The organism is Hoyosella sp. YIM 151337, assembly GCF_026041215.1.
In the GTDB taxonomy this organism is placed as follows: Bacteria; Actinomycetota; Actinomycetes; order Mycobacteriales; family Mycobacteriaceae; genus Hoyosella.
In genome coordinates this window covers 38952-58094 of record NZ_JAPEIQ010000046.1, presented here as the reverse complement: position 1 = coordinate 58094, position 19143 = coordinate 38952, and the positions used below count along the sequence as shown (strand labels likewise).

Sequence of the window (19143 nt, the reverse complement as noted above, 5' to 3'; positions counted from 1 at the left end):
TTCAATTGGTCTGTTGTCCCTAGGGATCAGAGGCTGTTGGCCCAGGCCTCGAGTTCCGCCGGAACGGGGATGCCAGCTGCCTTGGCATCTGCGATCATGCGCAGTGCATCTGCCTTCATCTGCGACTGCAGATCAGCGATAGGCGCCGCGGCCGCGTTGCCGTGCTGTACAACAGGAGCGGCGATGTTCTGCGGCGCGCTGTTCGGGTGCGGGCGCTGCGTCGGTGCGCTGCTCAGGCCCAGACGGCTCGAGCATGACGGCCATGCGCCCCAGCCCTGGCCCGCGAGAGTCTTCTCTGCGACGTAGATCTGCTGCTCGCGAGTCGCGAGGTCAGCGCGCGGCGCGAACTCGGTGCCGCCATACGCTGCCCAGGTGCTCTGCGAGAACTGCAGGCCGCCGTGGTAACCGTTGCCCGTGTTGATTGCCCAGTTGCCACCGGATTCGCACTGTGCGAGGCGATCCCAGTCGGAGTCCGGTGCGGCTGCGGCGGGTGCTGCGAGAGCGACACTTCCGGCAGCCATGGCTGCACCGATGAGGATGGTCTTGGTAAGGGTAGCGGTCTTACGACGTGCGCTCATTAAAGAAGTGGTCCTCTCGTGTGGGCGCCTGCGAAGTAAGCTGTCGGGTGCGGGCTGCGAGAGTGTGCCCGGCCAGGCGTCACCGCGGACGATGCTGGCTTTACCCCAAGAGGCACCGTGCGTGGTTCGCACGGCACCCCGGATCCCTAGGGGATGGTGGGTCCCCCGCCTCTGTCCCTCAAAGTGTCGGGTACCGGAACCATGGGACAGAGCTCGGCGCGTGGTTCCGGGGGTGGCTGGTTTGTTCAGCCGCGGTAGACGCTACGTCGCCAGCGCCGTGGCGTCACCCCTTTAGGTGACCGCGCGCCCGCTTTAAGAATTGATTACGGTACGCGTATAAGTGGTGCAAATTCCCAGCTAATCCTGCAAAAATCACGAAAAGATATCGTCCCGTTATCGGTTCGTTATGTGATGAGCCTCACGCGATCGTGGGCGGTGAGTTCTCACGATATGGAACAGATCTGGGGTTTTCCGGTAGCTAACCCCCTGCAAATGGGGGCAGGACATCCACGAGAGCGCCGTCACTCAACGGCATAGTTGTGTCTGAAGCCGCTTGTTCGTTCACGAGAAATTGACATTTATTGAGAACTCGCGCTAATTCCGCATTTCGGTCAGAAAGTGCGTTAATAAGATCAGACAACGTTGTGCCCGGCGTCACGGCGCGCACTTCTTCGTCCGCGCCAGCCGCGCGGCTCGCCGCAGCGAAATACCGTATCGTGATCGTCACTCTCAACCGCCAATCGCACTCATCGACCGATGAGGCTGGAGGAAACCAGGATCATTGATTCCATGGCCCGGTAGCTTGCGCCACATGGCAGCTCGCCAGGCCTGCGCCAGCACAGCGTCGCCCTCGGCCCCGTCGGCAACCTGGTCGCAGCTGTCACCACGGAGCAGGGCCCGTAAATCGGTCTCGCCGTGTGAAAACAAGCAGCTGCGGATCTGGCCGTCCGCTGTGAGCCGGGTACGGTCACAGTCGCCGCAGAAGGGCCGTGTCACGGACGCGATGATGCCGACCGTGGCTGGCCCGCCGTCGACCCAGAACCGCTCTGCGGGCGCGGAGCCGCGGTGCTCGCTATGTGGAGTCAGAGTGAATTTGCGCGCCAGGGACGCAAGAATCTGCTCCGCCGTCACAAAGCGGTCGCGCCGCCACCCGTGCTCCGCATCGAGGGGCATTTGCTCGATGAAGCGCAGCTCGTAGCCATGATCGAGGCAGAACTGCAAAAGCTCCGGTGCGTCCAGATCGTTGATCCCGGGCTGCAAAACCGCATTCACTTTGACGGGAGTCAGCCCCGCCTCCGACGCTGCCGCGAGTCCCTGGAGCACGTCAGCGAGCCGGTCCCGCCGGGTCAAAGTATGGAAGTTCCGCGCGTTCACAGTGTCGAGTGACACGTTCACGCGGTCGAGCCCGGCAGCCTTCAGCGCGGCCGCTTTTCGCTGCAAACCGAGTGCGTTCGTCGTGAGGGAGATTTCCGGACGCGGCTCGAGCGCCGCGGTCGCCGCGACTAACTCGGTGATCCGCGCGTACAGCAGCGGTTCACCACCCGTGAACCGGATCTCACGCACACCGAGCAGGGTGACCGCGATCCTGATCAGCCGCTGCAACTCGCTGGTCGTCAAGACAGCGGATGACGGCATCCAGTCCAGGCCTTCAGCGGGCATGCAGTAGGTGCAGCGCAGGTTGCAGCGGTCCGTCAGGGAGACGCGCAGGTCCCGCGCCACCCGGCCGTAGGTGTCGACGAGGGGTCCGCTAGTGGGTGCTGCGGGGGCGGTTTCCGACACAGCAGGGCCTGCTTGAGTGCGCAGGCCCTTGGCGACCGAAGGCATTCCCAGCCCGACCGTTGACATAACAACTCAGGGTACCGCTATCTCGCAGAAGTTGCAGGCTGGGCTACCGCGGGTACTGACTGTAGCCGTGCGGCGGACCTGAAGCCGGGTTCGGAAAACTCGGCTGGTGAGAAGGAACGATCTGTTTGCCCAGCGGCATCAGGGAAATCGGAATCATCTTGAGGTTGCCGATGGCAAGCGGGATCCCGATGATCGTGATCGCTTGCAGGAACGCGGTGACGACATGCCCGATGGCGAGCCAGATGCCGGCGACGAGTAGCCAAATCACGTTACCGACCAAACTCGGCACTCCCGAGGTCGGTTTGTTGATGACCCGGCTGCCGAAGGGCCACAACGCGTAGATCGCGATCCGGAACGACGCAATGCCAAACGGAATCGTGATGACAAGGAAGAACAGCAGAAAGCAGATGATGCCGGCGGCAATGTAGCCCAGCGCGAGCCAGATACCACCAAACATCAGCCAGATGATGTTCAGCAGGATGCGGAGCACTACCGCCTCCGCCGTCGGCTGCCGTTTGCGATCGTGGTGAAGACCGCAACGGTAAGCCCCAGGGGACACAGCAGGCTTACAACATACAGCGCGGTGATCGGACCTCCGCCGAGCGCGTGAATAACGAATATTGCTACGAGAGCAATCACACCAACGATGAACAACGTCATCCCGACCGCAAGCGCGATCGTTTCTGCGCGAGAAGAGGGCTCCTGGCGCCGTGCTGGGCGCGCCTGCAGGCCCGCGGATTCGTGTGCCACGCGAACTACGGTACCGCTCCGCGCTGATTTGCACATATGCGACTGTGGCAGCGGAGGCGCTAGGATGATCTCAGACGCATCCTGCAGTGCGCAGGGTGCGTTCGTTCATGCATACCCGTGCGTGAAACGTGTGTTCAGTAGCTAGTGATGAGCGGGTGACGAGGGTGCCTACCGGCAAGGTCAAGTGGTACGACGCGGAAAAGGGGTTCGGTTTCCTTTCCCAGGATGATGGCGAGGACGTGCATGTGCGGTCCGCGGCGCTGCCGTCTGGTGTAGAGGCGCTGAAGCCTGGCCAGCGCGTCGAATTCGGCATGGCTGTTGGCCGCCGCGGACCTCAGGCACTGAGTGTGAAGGTGCTTGATCCGCTGCCGTCCGTTCGGCAGAGTGCGCGCAAGGAAACCGCCGCGAAGCGGCGCTCACCAGACGAGTTGCACAGCATGGTCGAGGACATGATCAAGCTCCTCGAAGCCTCGGTGCAGCCCACGCTCGAAAAGGGGCGCTACCCCGAACGGAAACAGGCGCAGCGCCTCGCCGAGGTGATTCGCGCTGTTGCACGGGAGCTAGACGCCTAGTCTCTAGACCCAACACCTGCGAACAGGCCCGGTGCGCGAAGAAGCGCACCGGGCCTGTTCGCGCACAGCGAGTTGTCAGCCCGAGATTTGGGTGTGTACTGCCCACGTGGCATGCGACACGATCGCCTGCTCACCCGTCGCGGCGTCGACGATTCCCATCGGCAGCTTGATCTCCACGATCCGCAGTGCGAGCCCGTCGTCGGTGAATGCAGGCAGCGACACTGAGCGGCGCTCACTGGGACGGTGCATATCGTCGATGACATCAGCCATCGACCCCGCTTCGTCCTCATAAATCGCGAGCAGGCTCCACGGCGCGCCGGCGATTTCGCCTGGCAGCGAGATCTGCACAGTGCCGCCCTGCCGAATGTTGACTAGCGCCGGTTCGCCTTCCGGATCACACGTTCCCGCGAACTCGAGGCTTGCTTCAATTTCCTGCTCCGGCGTCAGAGGCTGCCGATCCGCCCAGCGCTCGGTGACCTCCGAAAGCTTGGAGAGATCACAGTACTGGTACGCGTCCGCCTCCACCGTGTTACCAGCCGAATAGACGGTGAGGTGTGGCCGGTGCGGTTCGTCACCGCGGAGAGCCACATGCACGGCGTACACCCCAACGATGCCGAGAACCGACACGATAGCGACAGCCGTGGCGATGGCGAGGAACTTGCGGGATACGGGCATGTGCAGCTATTTCTCCTCGATGGGTCGGTCACCGGGCGGCCGGGGTGCGGATACCGCGCCGAAGAGCGGCTCTGAATCCGCTGATTCGGAGGATACGTGGTGGCCGCTCCCCGTCGCGCCACCGCCAGGTGTTGTCGCGCGCGGCGCGGTAAAACCGGTGACCGGCACATCTTCCGGTTCGCCCTCCGTCGCGGTTCGGTCCGGACGGCGGCCGCCAAGCCCGGGAAGCAGAGAGTGGCCCCGATACGTCAAGATCGTCTGGGTAAGGCCGATGACGAGGAGCACGCTGATCACCGTGAAGCCGATCCAGTACTCGGTGGGCAGCAAGATCCCGAGTGCGCCGCCGAATACCCAACTCAGTTGCAGCGCTGTCTCTGAGCGTCCGAATGCGGAGGCACGCGAGCGGTCAGGCACGTCGTTTTGCAGAGATGCGTCTAGCGAAACCTTTGCGAGTGCACTCGCAGCGGCAGCGGCAAACGCAGCGAAAGCGGCGGTTGCGAGACTATCGGTGAGCGCCGCGAATATCGCTGCCGCGGTCACAGCACAAACGCACCGTATGACGATGACTGCCGGGCGGCCCAGCCTCAGCCGTGCACCGGTCGCGTTGCCGCCGAAGTTGCCGATTGCCGCCGCCGCACCCACCAGGCCGAGCATTGCTACCTGCATGAGGGGCTCGTGTTCGGTGCGCGATTTCGCAACGAACGCAATGTACAGGGTCAGAAAACCGGTGAGCACCCTGATCGTGCAGTTGCCTGAGAGGCCAGTCAGCACCGCCCGGCCGAGGGGCTGACGGCGCGCGCCACGCAGTGCAGCCGTCGGCCGCCGTGACGGGTCTTTATCTCGGCCGTCACCGTGGTACGTCAGCGTGGCAGGCACCTCGCCCTCAGTGACTTCCACCCAGGAGGGAATCCGCATACTGAGGAAAGCCCCAGCCAGCGTTATCAGAATGAGCAAGAACATCGCGCCGGAGAGGTCGAACAGCCTGTTCACCGTGGCCTCGGTAACGCTCGCAATCGCACCGATTGCGATGGTGCCCACGACGAGGCCGAAGACCGTCAGCCGGGAGTTTGTGCGCACCAGATCGATGCTGGGCGGCAGCACGCGCGGTGTGACGGCGGCTTTGAGCACGCCGAAAGTCTTACTCAGCACCAGCATGCCGAGTGCTGCGGGATACAACACCCACGGATCAAAGCTCCCGGTGGCGCTGTCGAAGTTGAACAGCAGCACGAGAACCAGCACGGTTCTGCCCAGGAATGAGGCGCTGAGCGCCAGCCGCCGGCCACGCTGCAACCGGTCGAGCGCGGGTCCGATCAGCGGAGCGATCACGGCGAACGGAGCGAGCGTGATCAACAGATACAGCGCGACGGCACCGCGACTCTCAGCAGTGGTCGCCGAGAAAAACAAGGTGTTCGCCAGCGCGACTGCCAGCGCCGCATCCGTCGCGAAATTCGCGATTGTCGCGTACGTCAGCGCCGTGAGCCCCGACTTGTCTGCACCATCGGCTGTCGCGGCACGGCGAAACGTGTCAATGCCCTGCTTCGTCAGCTGGCGGCTGCGCATCGCTGCCACGCGCGTCACCGTGATCTTGCGGGGCAGCCGCGGCGCTTCAGGCCCACGCGACGCTGCGCGTGGACGTGAGGTGTCGTGCTGCGGCAAGGGATCGAGTGGCGGCAGATGCGACCGCGCTCCATGTGCTGGCGGTGGATAATTGTCACTGCCGGGGTGCGTGCTCATCCCGTCTCCGTACCCGCGTCGCCTGCCGCTATGCGGGGTAGGTGGCGGCTGCGAATCGGTCACCGCCTAATTCTGGCTCACGAGGTGCCGTCGCGACCACTTCCGGCACGCCCGCACGGCATGTCGCGTGTCACGCGCCGTGACGACGCGGGGTGGATCGGCCGCCACATCAGCACCTGTGGTTACGGGGGGTAGGTACCTCTGTTTGGACGGCAGGTGCAAATTGCCAAATCTGTGCTGAGAATTGTCCAATTTGGACATACCCCTCGGGAAGTGTGTAGGGGTACCGGTCACTCCGTCGCTGGTACAAAACGGACCTCGAACAGCGAGGGCCACAATTTTCCGGTCAGCAGGAAGCGATCGGTATCCGGAATCGCGGCGATGCCGTTGAGTACGTCAGTCCCTGCGCGTTCGTCCGCGCTCAACAGTCCGGCCGCGTCCACGACAGCTTCCACCCGCCCCGTCTCAAGGCTGATGCGAACGATCCAGTCGGTCTGAAAAACGTTCGCGTAGACACCATCATCCGTGCACTCGAGTTCGTTGAGATTCGCGAGCGGGTTTCCGCGCAGCGTGACGTCGAGAGTCCCCAGCGTCTCGAAGGAACTCGGATCGCGGAAAGTGAGTGTGTCAGAGCCGTCACTCATCACGAGCTGGTCGGGGTAAGAACACAGCCCCCACCCTTCACCGTCGTACTTAACGGTCGAAAGTTCCTCGAGTGTCGCCGGATCCCGCTCAAACGCGATCCCGTCTTGCCAGGTGATCTGCCACACGCGCTCATCGGTGACGGTCAGTCCTTCTCCGAAATAGGGGAGCGTTAAATCGGCGCGGGCCAGTTCCGTGCCCGTGCGGAAGTCGCGCGCGGCGATCCACGAGCTGCCGACGCGTCCCGTCGATTCGTAAAGAACTGTCCCAGCGAACTCCAGCCCCTGAGTGAAGGCTTGCACGTCGTGGGGGTGAACTGCCAGCACCTCGGGGCGGAGCAACTCGACGGCATCGCCGGAACCATCGGTGCTGTTCAGCGCGCTAAGATCATCATCGCAGGCCGTGAGGGTGCTAGCACCCGCAAGGATGCCAATAACGACCAGCAAGTGTGATTTGGTGCATGTTCGCGCTGTCATGTGACCTAGCCTGCCTGAGAAGTCCGGTGTGCGAAGTCGAGATTTGCATGCCTTTTGAGGCAAGATGGCACTGTGAACGCTTCAGTCGTTTCGCGCCCTGCCGCGGGTTCGGATAACAGTGAATCACGTGAGGTGCCGTTTCTGCTTGCGGATGCTATCGAATTAGCCCGCAATGCAGTCCGCGCTGTCGCGGACGATGCAGCCGTAGGCGCGCATCGTGGAGTCGTTGCGGAAGGGGAATGGGCGGCGTCGCACCGGTTCGCCGCGCGCTTGCCCGGTTATCGGGGGTGGGAATGGAATGTCGTCGTCGCGGCATGCCCCGGTGCCGACAGCGCTACGGTGAGCGAACTCGCCCTGCTGCCTGGTGCTGACGCGTTGCTCGCGCCGCCGTGGATTCCATGGGAGGACCGGGTTCAGTCCGGCGACCTTATGCCCGGTGACCTGCTGCCGCCCAAACACGACGATGAACGCCTCGTCCCGGGCTATCTGGAAACCGGTGATCCGGCGGTCGACGAGGCAGCAGGCGAGATTGGGCTCGGACGCCAGCAACTGATGAGCCGTGAAGGACGCCTCGCGGCCGCTGAGCGCTGGAGTGAGGGTGACTTCGGGCCGCGCTCGCCCATGGCTGCAGCCGCGCCAGCTCCGTGCGCGACCTGTGGGTTCTATCTGCCCCTTGAGGGGGCTTTGCGCGCTGCATTCGGCGTATGCGGCAACGAGTACTCAGCGGATGGGCACGTCGTGCACGCTGGTTTCGGGTGCGGTGCGCATTCGGACACCGAGCTGCCGAGTGGGGCGGGCTCACCCCAGTACGATCCGTTCGACGATGGCGTCGTCGAGGTGGTGGACGTGCCGGGCCAGCGTGACTAAGTACTGGCCGCCGGTCTCATGACGAACCAGTTCGACGCGAGCGTCCTCCAGTGGGTGGCAGATAGTCGCGAGCCCTGGCTGACGGTGTTCTTCACCGTGATAACGATGGCGGGGAGTGTGCCTGCCATCGCTGTCATGACCGTGTGCGCGACCTCTGTCGCGATCCGGGCGGGACGCCGGTGGGACGCTGCGGCGGCCATAGCGACGATGGTGACCGCATGGATGCTGATGGTCGGTTTAAAGCTCCTAGCAGCGCGGGAGCGCCCGCCGGCCCCGTTCACGCTCGTGGAGCTATCCACATACGCGTTTCCGTCAGGCCACGCGATGCTGAGTGCGGCCCTCGCGGTGAGCGTCGGCGCGATCGCGGTTCGAAACCGGGCGCTCTGGCCGCTGCTCGTCGCGGCTTCCGCACTGATCGGTATCTCGCGGGTGTACCTCGGTGCTCATTGGCCCACTGACATCCTGGCCGGCTGGCTGATTGGAACTGTGTGGGCGGTCGCGTGCATGGCGCTCGCGCACGCATTGCAGCCAACGGACTTTCGGGTAGCGCGACGTCACAGTCCGCGCTGAGCGGAGCGGTCACCCCGGCGCATCGCGTGGCGCTGCAGCAGGAAAATCAGACCGCCGAACGCGGCAACCCCGAGCCCTGCAACACAAATCCAAAGGTAGTCGGCGTACCGCTCACCTGACGCGAGGACGATGATCGTCGCTACCGTCCATCCGAGTGTCCCCACCGCGATCACAGGCCGGGGATCCGACAGTCGTGCCGGAAGCGGAGGTGGTTCAGGATGCGTTCCCACACCGCAAACCTATCGTGTCGGATTCTCTGGCCCTACAGCGCACCTCACATATTGCGCGTCCCCGGCGAACGAGGCGAGCCCAGATGAACAACACACCGCTGAATAACACTATGTACTGCCGGAAAGTATGCGTTGCAAACCGTGAACCTGCCGCACGAAACTCCCGTATTGTCTCTATTCGTGAGTCACGACGAGAAACAATTGGCGAGTGACCTCGCGTTAGCTGTCGTGCGGCTGGCCAGGCAGCTCCGCGGGCACCGGCAGCACTCCGCGGTGTCCTTAACGCAGCTCTCCGCGCTCTCGACGCTGTTCAGTGAAGGCCCAATGACACCGGGTGCACTCGCGGCGCGTGAACGCGTACAGCCGCCTTCGATGACCCGAGTTATCGGTTCACTTGCGGACGTCGGGCTCGTCGACCGCATGCCCCATCCGTCGGATGGGCGCCAGATCATCGTGTCGCTGTCGGAAGCGGGCAAAGCGCTGGTGCAGAACGAGAAGGACGCGCGAGAGGCGTGGCTAGCCGCGCAGCTCCGCAATCTTCGCAGCGCGGAACTCACCTCGCTGCGAGAAGCGGTCGACACGATGACGGAACTCATGAAGACCTGCGACTAGAAGAACATACCGCCGCGCGGTGCGGCGGTGGTCGCGAACGCACGGTCGAATTGTTCGAGCAGATCTGTTTCTGGAACCCAGATGCGCCCCGCCTGCGCGAGGCTCAGTGCCCGGTGCTCACCGAAGTACACGCTGGCAAGATCGCCCGCGCTGATTCGCAGTCGGGGCAGTTCGTCGGCGCGTTCACACTTCGCGTTCGCGCCATTGCCTTCCGACGTCAGCCGGAACACGCCGCCCTGGCCGAGGAAATCATCGGTGATTTCCAGGACCACGTCGATCTCGCTGGCGTAGCTCCGCGCGCGCAGCACTCCCGCAAAATCGAGGATGCGCGCCCACAGCAAGTCGTAGGAGCCGGTCAGCTGAGGCAACCGTGGGTTCTTCAGCAAGTACGGCAGCAACGCGTCAGGGGCATCCGAAACGGTGATCGTCTGCATCAAGTCAAGGCCGCACAGCGTGCGCCACAAAGCGATGTATGCGCCAGGCGTGACCGCGAAGAAGTCAGCGACCTCGATTGACATGCTTTCGCCGGTCCGCACGCGGTAGCTCACATACCCGTCGTCGTGCAGCAAGAAGAATAGGGCGGACGCGCCATTCCGTCCCTCCTCAGGATCAGCGAAAACGCCGCGCCAGAACGCCGCTGGTCGGCCGAGCGCACCCGCGTGCTGCCGCCGCCACCGGTCGTAGATGGCTGGCACCGCCTGCTCAGCTTCCTCTTTGGTCAGCAGGCGAACTCCGCCTGGATCGACCGCGCTGTCCCGGAACTCGGCGAAGCGACGGTCAAGTTTGTGTGTGAACTCCGTGGTGATGGGGCCGTACCCGAAACGACCGTAAATGCCGCCCTCAGATGCAGTGAGAACCGCCATAGGTGCGCCGGCGTCGGTGAAGCGCCGGTGCTGTTCGGCGAGCATCGTGCGTAAGATGCCACGGCGACGGTGTGTCGCCGCCACCGATACCCAGGAGATACCAGGCAAGTCGATGAGCGCGCCGCCCGGGACCGTGATTTGCAACTCATAGTGCATCGTGACGCCCACAACCTGCCCACCTATGGTTGCGACAAGTACATGCGCGTTGGGCGCGAGCTCGCGGGTAATGCTGGCTTTCAGCGGCACAATATGGGTTCCGAAGCTAAAGCTGTCCAGCTTCACAATGTGCGGCCAGTCGTCGTCCGTGGCCGTTCTAACCTCGATTGCGGATCCTGTCTCGGTTGTCACAGCACGAGCTTGGCACATACGCCGTCGCAATACATCTCAATAGGATGAGGAGGTGGCCTACACCGTCGATATCACCGACCCTAGCGACCCACGGGTCGACGATTTCCGGGATCTGACCACTGCTGACCGGCGGCCAGACCGGCCCGGCGGCAGAGGGTTAGTGATCGGAGAGGGGACGGTAGTCGTCGAACGCATGCTGGGAACCCCATTCGAACCGTACGCGCTGCTCGGTGTGGAACGCCGCTATGAGCAGCTGCGTGCACAACTCGCCCCATTACGCGCACCGTACTTCACAGTCAACCCTGACGTGATGGCCCAGGTTGTGGGGTTTCACCTCAACAGGGGAGTGCTCGCCGTCGCGCGGCGGCCGGCGGCGCGCGACATGGCGGAGATACTCAGCACAGCGCGCACGGTAGCCGTCCTCGAAGGCGTGAATGACCACGAGAACCTCGGCGCGATTTTCCGCAATGCGGCCGCGCTGGGCGTCGATGCGGTCATCCTCGGCGACCGCTGTTCTGACCCGCTTTACCGCCGATCGGTCCGGGTATCGATGGGGCATGTTCTGCGGGTGCCGTTCGCGCCCGCCGCAGCGTGGCCGGAGTCGATCGGGGTTCTGCAGGATTACGGCTTCCACGTCGTCGCTCTGACCCCGGCGCAGCCCTCACTTCCGCTAGCGAATGCAGTCACCCCGGACAAGGTCGCGTTGCTGCTCGGAGCAGAAGGCCCGGGGCTGACGGAACAGGCGCTCACGCGTGCCGACGCGCGGGTACACATACCGATGTCCGCGGGAGTTGATTCGCTTAACGTGGCAACCGCTGCTGCGGTGGCATTTTATGAGCGCGCGCGGTTGCGCGACTACTAGGCAGTGAGGCGGGTACGGGTGGCAGAACGTGAGGATCGGACGGAAACCTGGGTGCTGGGCCTCGTGTTCGCGGGTTCCGTGGCGCTGATAGTCGGGGTGATCGTCGCGGCGGCTGGCAGCGGGCTGGTAGCCATCCACCCGTTGCTCGCTCTCGTTCTCAACGTAACTGTCGCAATCGGGTTCGCTCAGCCCTTATGGGAGTGGCGGAAGCGGCCAACGCTGCGTTTCGCGGCCCTCGGCATCGCTATGGGGGCGCTTTTCGCGTGGGGATTCCTGATCGTCGGGGTGTTCAGCGGTTCGCTTTGACGGAGTTCACGGTGCGATGAAATTGAGGTACACCCACGGGCCCACAATGGCGAGGAACAGGACCAGAAGGAGGATCCCGCCAATCGTCAGCAGCGGTCGCTTTCGCATACCTTGATCTTACGAGTGGCGGGACGTGAACGTGCTGTGGATCAGTGCTCAGGCCCGGTGCCTGTCCGAACCCCGAGCAGTACATCCTCCCAGGACGGCATAGCGGGCTTCTTCTTCCCGCTGGCGGGCGCCGGGGCGGGTTGTTTCGGCGTCTTCTCGGCTGGCTTCTCAGCTGCGGGCGAGGCTGGTTGTGCAGCTTGAGGCTCCGCTGGCGCCTCGGGCTGCGGAGCTGGCTTGGCAGGCTTCGCAGCGACGATCGGCGTGACGGGGCTCAGCGCGGGGCGGGGCCTGGGCGTGTCAGTCGTGACCAATTCCTTAGCGAGCTCGTCCAGCGGAGCTGCGGTGCCGCCGTCAGCGCCGGGCTGGAAACGCCAGTGCGCTTTGTTCTCGGTCCGCCCGGCTTCCCACGCGAGCTGCACCACCCAGCGGCCCTGCTCATTGCGCCACGCATCCCAGGTTGCCTCTTCGAATTTCTGGCCACGCGCACCGAACGTATGCGCGACTGCGGTAGCAAGCGTTTGCAGCGCAGGACCATCTTCGAGGAGGGGATGTGAGTTGCGTGCCATCTGAGCCATGCGAGCGCGCTCAAGGAGCACCGGGTGCGCGAAACTCTCTACACGCGCGGTGGGCAGCCCCGATTCCTCAGCTATCTGTCGCACGCTCGCGCCAGCGCGAATGCGCGCCTGGATTTCGCGAGGCCGCAGACGGCTCTCCATCTCAACCTCGATCTGACCCAGTCGGCTTAGATCACCGTGCGAGGCGGCACGCAGGCGGTCGTCGGCGGGGATGCGGAATTTCGCTCCCGTATTGACGTCCGCGCAGATGATTGCGCTGCCGTCGGATTCAATCCCGACCACCTTGAGCTCTCGCACGCTTCCTCCTCAGGCAACTCGCGACGTAGAACTTCGCGTCTTTATCGCACTGTAATGGAGTCGTGACCACAGTTTCGGTAGGGACACGCGCTGTGTGTCAAAGCTTTCCGACCACAAAGTCGACGCACTTGGTCAGCTTCGTCACGTCCTCGGGGTCAATGGCAGGGAACATGCCGATGCGCAACTGGTTGCGGCCGAGCTTCCGGTAGGGCTCCGTGTCGACGATGCCATTTGCCCGCAGGACCTTAGCGACCGCCGCAGCGTCCACATCATCACTGAAGTCGATGGTGCCGACGACCTGCGACCGATGCTTTGGCTCGGCGACGAACGGAGTGGTGTACGAGGTGTTCGACGCCCACTCGTACAGGCGCGCCGACGAGTCCGCCGTCCGCTTGACCGCCCACTCGAGGCCACCGTTATTGAGCATCCATTCGGTCTGGTCGGCGAGAAGCAGCAGCGTCGCAAGTGCGGGCGTGTTGTACGTCTGATTCTTGACGCTGTTGTCCACGGCGATCGGCAGCGACAGGAACTCCGGCACCCAGCGGGCCGACGCTTTGATCTCGGCGATCCGATCGAGCGCGGCGGGGCTCATGATCGCGATCCACAGGCCACCGTCAGCAGCGAAGCACTTTTGCGGTGCGAAGTAGTACACGTCAGCGTCAGCGATGTTGACGGGCAGGCCGCCCGCGCCTGAGGTTGCGTCGATGGCGATCAGCGCATTGTCCGACCCTTCTGGACGGGTAACCGGAACGGCGACGCCGGTGGAGGTCTCGTTGTGGGCCCAGCCGATGAGGTCCACAGACGGGTCCGACGTGGGCTCCGGTGCGCTGCCGGGCTCAGCGCTGACGACGATTGGCTCGCCGAGGAACGGCGCCTTCTTCGTCACCGCGGCGAACTTGCTGCTGAACTCACCGTAAGTGAGGTGCAATGACTTCTCGCGAACCAGTCCGAACGCCGCAGCGTCCCAAAAAGCAGTGGTTCCGCCGTTGCCGAGAATGACTTCGTACCCATCCGGCAGTGCGAAGAGCGTGCGCAGGCCATCGCGAACCCGCCCCACGACGTTCTTGACAGGAGCCTGCCGATGGCTGGTCCCAAATACCGCTGCGCCGGTGTCCACAAGGGACTGAAGCTGCTCCGGCCTTACCTTGGACGGGCCACAGCCGAAGCGGCCATCCGCAGGCTTGAGCTCGTCAGGGATGCTGATATCGGGAGTGCCGGTCACGTCCTCGCCGTCCTTAACTAGAGGTGATTCAGGGGTCAATCTGGGTCAGTTCTGTGCCACAGCTTCGCGACTAGCCTAGTATGCGCCGCAAAAAACCTTGCTGTCCCTGGTCGGTCAGCTGGCTCCAGCCCGCCACGTCTTCGGGCGTACGCGGCGCCGGCCCCACATACAGCGCGGCTGGCCGCACCAGCTTGCCGAGCCGTTTCTGCTCCAGGATGTGGGCACACCAGCCAGCGGTCCGCGCGCAGGTGAACATGGCCGGCATCATGTGTGGCGGCACCCCGGCGAAATCCAGAATGACCGCGGCCCAAAACTCGACATTAGTTTCGATCGCGCGGTCGGGCCGGCGTTCACGCAGCTCTGTAAGCGCTGCTTGCTCGAGTGCCGCAGCAGCCTCGTAGCGGGGTGCGCCCAGCGCTTTGCAGGTATTGCGAAGTACACGGGCACGCGGGTCTTCTGCGCGGTACACGCGGTGTCCGAAGCCCATCAGGCGTTCCTTACGGTCGAGAATGCCTTTGACCATTGCCCGCGGGTCATGGCTGCGCTCAGCTTCCTCGATCATGGGCAGCACCCGAGCAGGTGCGCCACCATGCAGGGGCCCGGACATGGCGCCGATTGCGCCCGAAAGACTGGCAGCGACGTCCGCGCCGGTGGATGCGATCACGCGGGCCGTGAATGTCGATGCGTTCAGGCCGTGCTCCGCGGCAGACACCCAGTAGGCGTCAATCGCTTTGATGTGATCAGGGTCGGGATCGCCCTTCCACCGCGTCATGAAGCGGGCCGTCACGGTGGGACATTCGTCGATGATTTTCTGCGGCACGGCAGGCTGGTAGATGCCGCGCGCAGACTGCGCGACATAAGAAAGCGCCATCACTGACGCACGAGCTAGCTGCTCACGCGCGGTTTCCTCGTCGATATCGAGCAGCGGCTGGTAGCCCCAGATCGGGGCGAGCATCGCGAGCCCGGCCTGTACGTCAACCCGGACGTCACCGGTATGCACCGGCAAGGGGAACGGCTCCGCAGGCGGCAGACTGTGCCCGAACTTTCCGTCTACAAGCAGTGCCCAGACGTCGCCAAATGGGACGCCGCGGCTGACGAGGTCTTCGATGTCGACACCTCGGTAACGCAGAGCACCACCATCTTTGTCGGGTTCCGCGATCTCTGTCGTGAATGCGAGCACCCCTTCCAATCCAGGGGAGAAGCCTTCCGGTATTTGCGCTGCCATAGCGTTAGCTCCTGTGCGAGTTGACGTGGATGGTGTGCGGAGTCTCAGGCCGGTGACCGGCCCCAGCAGGCCTCGGGCGGGTGAAAAGCGTCCGGGACGGAATCATGCCGGGTTGCGCGTAGCGTGTGCAGTGTGGTGCTGAACCCGTCTTACTCCTCCGATTCTCTCGATCTGGCACACATGCGTGTTGCTTACGGGAAAAAACCGGTGCCACCCGTGCCGAGAGAGCATCCGCATCTCGATGAGAGCTGGCTTGCTGACGGCTGGCTGGCGCTCTTCGTGCAATGGCTGCGTGACGCCACCGAGTATGTCGCACCCGATGGCGGGCGCATCCCGGAGCCTAACGCAATGGTGCTCGCAACAGTTGATCAGCGTGGTCTTCCCGCTACGCGCACGGTGCTGTGCAAGGGCGCTGACGAGCGTGGAATCGTCTTTTACACGAATTACGAATCGGGCAAAGCGCAGCACCTCGATCTGCACCCGTTTGCGTCTGTGACTTTTCCCTGGGTCCTGCTGGAGCGGCAGGTTCACGTGCGCGGTTCGGTGACGCGCGTGGGCCCGGAGGAGACGCGTGAGTACTGGGACACGCGGCCGCGGGGCTCACAACTGGGGGCTTGGGCGTCACACCAATCCCGGCGCATCGGTTCGCGCGCGGATCTCGAGGCGGCGCTCGCGGCCGTTACCAAGCAATTCTGTGATGTGGATTACGTCCCAGTGCCACCGTTCTGGGGCGGTTACCGCCTCGAGCCGTCCGTCGTAGAGTTCTGGCAGGGGCGAGAGAACCGGCTTCACAACCGGATTCGCTGCGAGAAGACGAGCGCGGGATGGGAGGTTTTCAGGTTGCAGCCCTGATTGGCAGTCTGGGTCAAGACCGCCTCACCTGGACCCTGGTGACGGTGGTGAGGTCACCAGGGACTAGGTTCATCGTTATGGTTGTGCGTTGAGAGCTTGCGCATAGGCCGATAGGCTACTGACGAGTTGAGTGTGAAAAGGAGCCCTCGTGCCCGCTGATAATGAGGAAAAAGTAGTACTCAGTTACCCCGGTGGCGAGTACAAAATGTCGATCACTCGGGCGACCGAGGGCAACGACGGCATTAACCTCGGCAAACTGTTGGCTACGACGGGATACACCACGCTCGACGGTGGTTTCGTCAACACCGCGTCTACCGAGTCGGCGATTACCTATATCGATGGCGAAAAAGGCATCCTCCGATACCGGGGTTACCCGATCGAGCAGCTTGCCGAGAAGTCGTCGTTCCTCGAGGTGTCGTACCTGCTGATCTATGGCGAACTGCCAAGCAGTGAGCAACTCGATGACTTTACCCATCGGATTCAGCGGCACACCATGCTGCACGAGGATCTGAAGCGATTCTTCGACGGCTTTCCGCGCAACGCACATCCCATGCCAGTGCTCTCCAGCGCAGCGAACGCGTTGTCGGCCTATTACCAGGATTCGCTGGACCCGAACGACCCGCAGCAGGTCGAGGTGTCGACGATCCGATTGCTTGCAAAGCTCCCGACGATCGCCGCGTATGCGTACAAGAAGTCCGTGGGCCAGCCCTTCTTGTATCCGGATAACTCCAACACGCTCGTCGAGAACTTCCTGCGTATGACGTTCGGATTTCCCGCTGAACCGTACGAGCCGGACCCAGAAGTGGTGAAGGCGCTCGACATGCTGCTGATCCTCCATGCGGACCACGAGCAGAACTGTTCCACGTCCACGGTGCGCCTGGTGGGCTCCTCCGACGCGAACCTGTTCACGTCAATTTCGGGTGGCATCAATGCGCTGTGGGGCCCACTGCACGGCGGCGCCAACCAGGCTGTGCTCGAAATGCTCGATGACATCAAGGCGAGTGGCCTCGATGTGTCGGAGTTCATCCGTAAGGTCAAGAACAAAGAAGCGGGCGTGAAGCTCATGGGCTTCGGGCACCGCGTGTACCGCAACTATGATCCGCGCGCGGCGATCGTGAAGAAGACGGCGCATGACGTTCTCGGCAAACTTGGCGCTCGCGACGAGTTGCTCGATATTGCGATGACGCTCGAGGAGGCGGCGCTGACCGATGATTACTTCATCGAGCGCAAGCTGTACCCGAACGTGGACTTTTACACCGGCCTGATCTACCGCGCGATGGGTTTCCCGACGCGCATGTTCACGGTGCTGTTCGCCCTGGGCCGTCTCCCCGGGTGGATCGCCCACTGGCGTGAAATGCACGCCGATCCCACCACCAAGATCGGGCGTCCCCGGCAGATCTATACCGGTTACACCGAACGCGACTATGTAGAGGTTTCGGCGCGATAACTCATGACAAAGCCTGAAGTAGAATTCCAGCCCGGCCCGCCACCTGCAGAACTGGTGATCCAGGACCTGCTCGTCGGTGACGGCGAAGAAGCTCAGCCCGGAGACACCGTTGAGGTGCACTATGTTGGCGTCGATTTCGAAAGCGGTGAGGAATTCGACTCCTCCTGGAACCGCGGTGAATCGATCAGTTTTCCGCTGCGCGGGCTGATCAAGGGCTGGCAGGATGGCATCCCCGGCATGCGGATCGGCGGCCGCCGCCAGTTGACCATCCCACCGGATCAAGCTTACGGTCCCGCAGGATCTGGGCATCGTCTCTCTGGACGGACGTTGGTGTTCGTCATCGATCTGCTTGATGTGAAGTAGCCTAGGCGGCAAACAACAGCAATAAACGCCCGGCAAACGCCGGGCGTTTCTGCTTTTTGCGGGCCTGTGCTCACTCGGCTGGTGACCGGCGGCGCGCTATCGCCAGAACACCGGAGGTGAGGAGCAGCGTTATCCCGGCGCCGACCCCGGCAAGCGCTGCGGCGGTTGTGGGGGTGAGTTCAGACGTCGCGGGCTGAACGGTTGTCTCGGCGGCGGTGTTCGAGACAGCGTTGTTTCCGTTCGCTGCGTTGCCGCGCGGCGTGTTCCGGACTACATCATCGACCGACCCGGTGAGCTTCTCCGCGTTCGTTTGGAGCTGACCGGCCCCACTAGCCAACTGATCGGTGCCCGCGACAAGCTGTCCCGATCCGTCGGTGAGCAAGCTGAGGCCATCCCGCAACTGAATCGCGCCATCGCGAACTTCGAAGCCGCCGCCGCGAAGCTGCTGGGTACCGTCGCTCAACTGTGCCGTTCCGGCCTGCAGCTGTGTCGCGCCCGAGCGGAAGTCGCTGGCGGGGTTATTCAGCTGGTAGGCAAGCTCAGCCGCACCCCCGCGCAGTTCCTCCAGCTGCGCCAAAGCCTGCGCTGCCTCCGGCGAAAACGGCGCAGCTGCTTCCTTTAACGGAAGCAGGAGGGTGACGAGTTCGTCGACACCTGTGCTGATCTGCGTCGCGCCCTCTCCAAGTTGATCGATGCCACCGGCGAACTCGGTCATTCCGCCGCGAAGTTCGGTGGCGCCATCGTCGACTTGAGCGATGCCATTGGCGAGTTCGCTGCTGCCGTCCGCGAGCTGGCTGGCGCCGAGCTGGGCCTGGCCAAGTCCAGTGGAGAGTTGCTTAGCGCCGTCCGACAACTGACCCGCACCGCTCGCCGCCTGCTGCGTACCCGCCGTAAGAAACGTTGCGCTGAGGTTATTCTGACGAAGCACCCGAAGCGCGCGCTCAAGCTCTTCGTCGAGCACAACCGATTCCGGTTCGCTGGATTCCAGAATGGGGGAGCCACCGCGCTCCGTGAGGAGCACAGCAGCAGAGCCGAACGTCAGCAGCAGCGCCGCCGCGGCAAGGACGGCGGGCAGCCGGAACTGGCGGGCTCGTTTCATTGAATTCGCTCCTTTAAGGCGGAAA

At 63.4% G+C, this 19143-nt stretch carries 23 protein-coding genes and 1 riboswitch; of the genes, 9 read left to right on the top strand and 14 right to left on the bottom strand.

Translation table 11 applies throughout. The features are described 5' to 3' along the window. Positions 1–26 precede the first annotated feature (26 nt). From ONR57_RS22195 to ONR57_RS22175, 5 genes are all read right to left on the bottom strand, one after another. Positions 27–578: a resuscitation-promoting factor Rpf1 domain-containing protein gene (locus ONR57_RS22195; RefSeq protein ID WP_265125884.1), complete on the bottom strand. Its 552-nt coding sequence runs from the start codon at positions 576–578 to the stop codon at positions 27–29. 8 nt (positions 579–586) lie between these two features. Beyond that, a riboswitch (cyclic di-AMP (ydaO/yuaA leader) is annotated at positions 587–807 on the bottom strand. A 249-nt stretch (positions 808–1056) separates the two neighbouring features. After that, complete coding sequence (locus ONR57_RS22190) at positions 1057–1305, bottom strand: MoaD/ThiS family protein (RefSeq protein ID WP_265125883.1); 249 nt, start codon at positions 1303–1305, stop codon at positions 1057–1059. A 2-nt stretch (positions 1306–1307) separates the two neighbouring features. Further along, positions 1308–2423, bottom strand: coding sequence for a GTP 3',8-cyclase MoaA (gene moaA, locus ONR57_RS22185; RefSeq protein WP_265125882.1), 1116 nt, complete (start codon positions 2421–2423; stop codon positions 1308–1310). A gap of 43 nt (positions 2424–2466) precedes the next feature. Then, positions 2467–2913: a YccF domain-containing protein gene (locus tag ONR57_RS22180; protein ID WP_265125881.1), complete on the bottom strand. Its 447-nt coding sequence runs from the start codon at positions 2911–2913 to the stop codon at positions 2467–2469. Beyond that, positions 2913–3173 (bottom strand): hypothetical protein, encoded by a 261-nt coding sequence (locus ONR57_RS22175; protein ID WP_265125880.1) that lies wholly within the window; start codon positions 3171–3173, stop codon positions 2913–2915. The genes ONR57_RS22180 and ONR57_RS22175 overlap by 1 nt, the downstream gene beginning before the upstream one ends. Positions 3174–3337: 164 nt before the next feature. Between ONR57_RS22175 and ONR57_RS22170 the strand changes: the two genes are divergently transcribed. After that, positions 3338–3745: a cold-shock protein gene (locus ONR57_RS22170; RefSeq protein ID WP_265125957.1), complete on the top strand. Its 408-nt coding sequence runs from the start codon at positions 3338–3340 to the stop codon at positions 3743–3745. Positions 3746–3820: 75 nt separating this feature from the next. Here the strand turns inward: ONR57_RS22170 and ONR57_RS22165 are convergent, their stop codons facing one another. The 3 genes from ONR57_RS22165 to ONR57_RS22155 form a co-directional block, all read right to left on the bottom strand. Further along, positions 3821–4420, bottom strand: coding sequence for a DUF2771 domain-containing protein (locus tag ONR57_RS22165; RefSeq protein WP_265125879.1), 600 nt, complete (start codon positions 4418–4420; stop codon positions 3821–3823). Positions 4421–4426: 6 nt separating this feature from the next. Continuing rightward, on the bottom strand, positions 4427–6217 hold the full coding sequence (locus ONR57_RS22160; protein ID WP_374116508.1) for an MFS transporter: 1791 nt from the start codon (positions 6215–6217) through the stop codon (positions 4427–4429). A gap of 227 nt (positions 6218–6444) precedes the next feature. After that, positions 6445–7272 (bottom strand): glutaminyl-peptide cyclotransferase, encoded by an 828-nt coding sequence (locus tag ONR57_RS22155; protein WP_265125877.1) that lies wholly within the window; start codon positions 7270–7272, stop codon positions 6445–6447. A 141-nt stretch (positions 7273–7413) separates the two neighbouring features. Here ONR57_RS22155 and ONR57_RS22150 point away from each other — a divergent pair, with 141 nt between their 5' ends. Both ONR57_RS22150 and ONR57_RS22145 read left to right on the top strand, forming a co-directional pair. Beyond that, on the top strand, positions 7414–8139 hold the full coding sequence (locus tag ONR57_RS22150; protein ID WP_279348119.1) for a DUF3027 domain-containing protein: 726 nt from the start codon (positions 7414–7416) through the stop codon (positions 8137–8139). A gap of 18 nt (positions 8140–8157) precedes the next feature. Then, complete coding sequence (locus ONR57_RS22145) at positions 8158–8709, top strand: phosphatase PAP2 family protein (RefSeq protein WP_265125876.1); 552 nt, start codon at positions 8158–8160, stop codon at positions 8707–8709. Here the strand turns inward: ONR57_RS22145 and ONR57_RS22140 are convergent. Beyond that, positions 8694–8939 (bottom strand): DUF2530 domain-containing protein, encoded by a 246-nt coding sequence (locus ONR57_RS22140; RefSeq protein WP_265125875.1) that lies wholly within the window; start codon positions 8937–8939, stop codon positions 8694–8696. The genes ONR57_RS22145 and ONR57_RS22140 overlap by 16 nt on opposite strands. A gap of 180 nt (positions 8940–9119) precedes the next feature. Here ONR57_RS22140 and ONR57_RS22135 point away from each other — a divergent pair, with 180 nt between their 5' ends. Next, positions 9120–9551 carry a MarR family winged helix-turn-helix transcriptional regulator gene (locus tag ONR57_RS22135; protein WP_265125874.1) on the top strand — a complete coding sequence of 144 codons (432 nt, stop codon included), beginning with the start codon at positions 9120–9122 and terminating at the stop codon, positions 9549–9551. On the opposite strand, the gene ONR57_RS22130 is transcribed toward ONR57_RS22135, so the two are convergent. Continuing rightward, complete coding sequence (locus ONR57_RS22130; protein WP_265125873.1) at positions 9548–10762, bottom strand: GNAT family N-acetyltransferase; 1215 nt, start codon at positions 10760–10762, stop codon at positions 9548–9550. The two genes, ONR57_RS22135 and ONR57_RS22130, sit on opposite strands and share 4 nt — an antisense overlap. A gap of 52 nt (positions 10763–10814) precedes the next feature. On the opposite strand from ONR57_RS22130, the gene ONR57_RS22125 reads away from it, so the two are divergent. Both ONR57_RS22125 and ONR57_RS22120 read left to right on the top strand, forming a co-directional pair. After that, positions 10815–11624, top strand: a complete 810-nt coding sequence (locus ONR57_RS22125) for an RNA methyltransferase (RefSeq protein WP_265125872.1) — start codon at positions 10815–10817, stop codon at positions 11622–11624. Between the two features lie 18 nt (positions 11625–11642). Further along, positions 11643–11930, top strand: a complete 288-nt coding sequence (locus ONR57_RS22120; RefSeq protein ID WP_265125871.1) for a DUF2537 domain-containing protein — start codon at positions 11643–11645, stop codon at positions 11928–11930. 149 nt (positions 11931–12079) lie between these two features. On the opposite strand, the gene sepH is transcribed toward ONR57_RS22120, so the two are convergent. The 3 genes from sepH to ONR57_RS22105 form a co-directional block, all read right to left on the bottom strand. Continuing rightward, complete coding sequence (gene sepH, locus ONR57_RS22115; RefSeq protein ID WP_265125870.1) at positions 12080–12910, bottom strand: septation protein SepH; 831 nt, start codon at positions 12908–12910, stop codon at positions 12080–12082. Positions 12911–13007: 97 nt separating this feature from the next. Then, on the bottom strand, positions 13008–14132 hold the full coding sequence (gene serC, locus ONR57_RS22110; protein ID WP_265125869.1) for a phosphoserine transaminase: 1125 nt from the start codon (positions 14130–14132) through the stop codon (positions 13008–13010). A 70-nt stretch (positions 14133–14202) separates the two neighbouring features. Continuing rightward, entirely contained in the window at positions 14203–15357 is a 1155-nt protein-coding gene (locus ONR57_RS22105) for a citrate synthase 2 (RefSeq protein ID WP_265125868.1), read from the bottom strand. A 180-nt stretch (positions 15358–15537) separates the two neighbouring features. Here ONR57_RS22105 and pdxH point away from each other — a divergent pair, with 180 nt between their 5' ends. The 3 genes from pdxH (at position 15538) to ONR57_RS22090 (ending at position 18019) form a co-directional block, all read left to right on the top strand. Next, positions 15538–16209 carry a pyridoxamine 5'-phosphate oxidase gene (gene pdxH / locus ONR57_RS22100; protein ID WP_265125955.1) on the top strand — a complete coding sequence of 224 codons (672 nt, stop codon included), beginning with the start codon at positions 15538–15540 and terminating at the stop codon, positions 16207–16209. A 148-nt stretch (positions 16210–16357) separates the two neighbouring features. Then, positions 16358–17656, top strand: coding sequence for a citrate synthase (locus ONR57_RS22095; RefSeq protein WP_265125867.1), 1299 nt, complete (start codon positions 16358–16360; stop codon positions 17654–17656). Between the two features lie 3 nt (positions 17657–17659). Next, positions 17660–18019 carry an FKBP-type peptidyl-prolyl cis-trans isomerase gene (locus ONR57_RS22090; RefSeq protein ID WP_265125866.1) on the top strand — a complete coding sequence of 120 codons (360 nt, stop codon included), beginning with the start codon at positions 17660–17662 and terminating at the stop codon, positions 18017–18019. A 70-nt stretch (positions 18020–18089) separates the two neighbouring features. Here ONR57_RS22090 and ONR57_RS22085 read toward each other — a convergent pair whose 3' ends face one another. After that, a complete protein-coding gene (locus ONR57_RS22085) occupies positions 18090–19118 on the bottom strand; it encodes a hypothetical protein (RefSeq protein WP_265125865.1) in 1029 nt (342 codons plus the stop codon). Between the last annotated feature and the right edge of the window lie 25 nt (positions 19119–19143).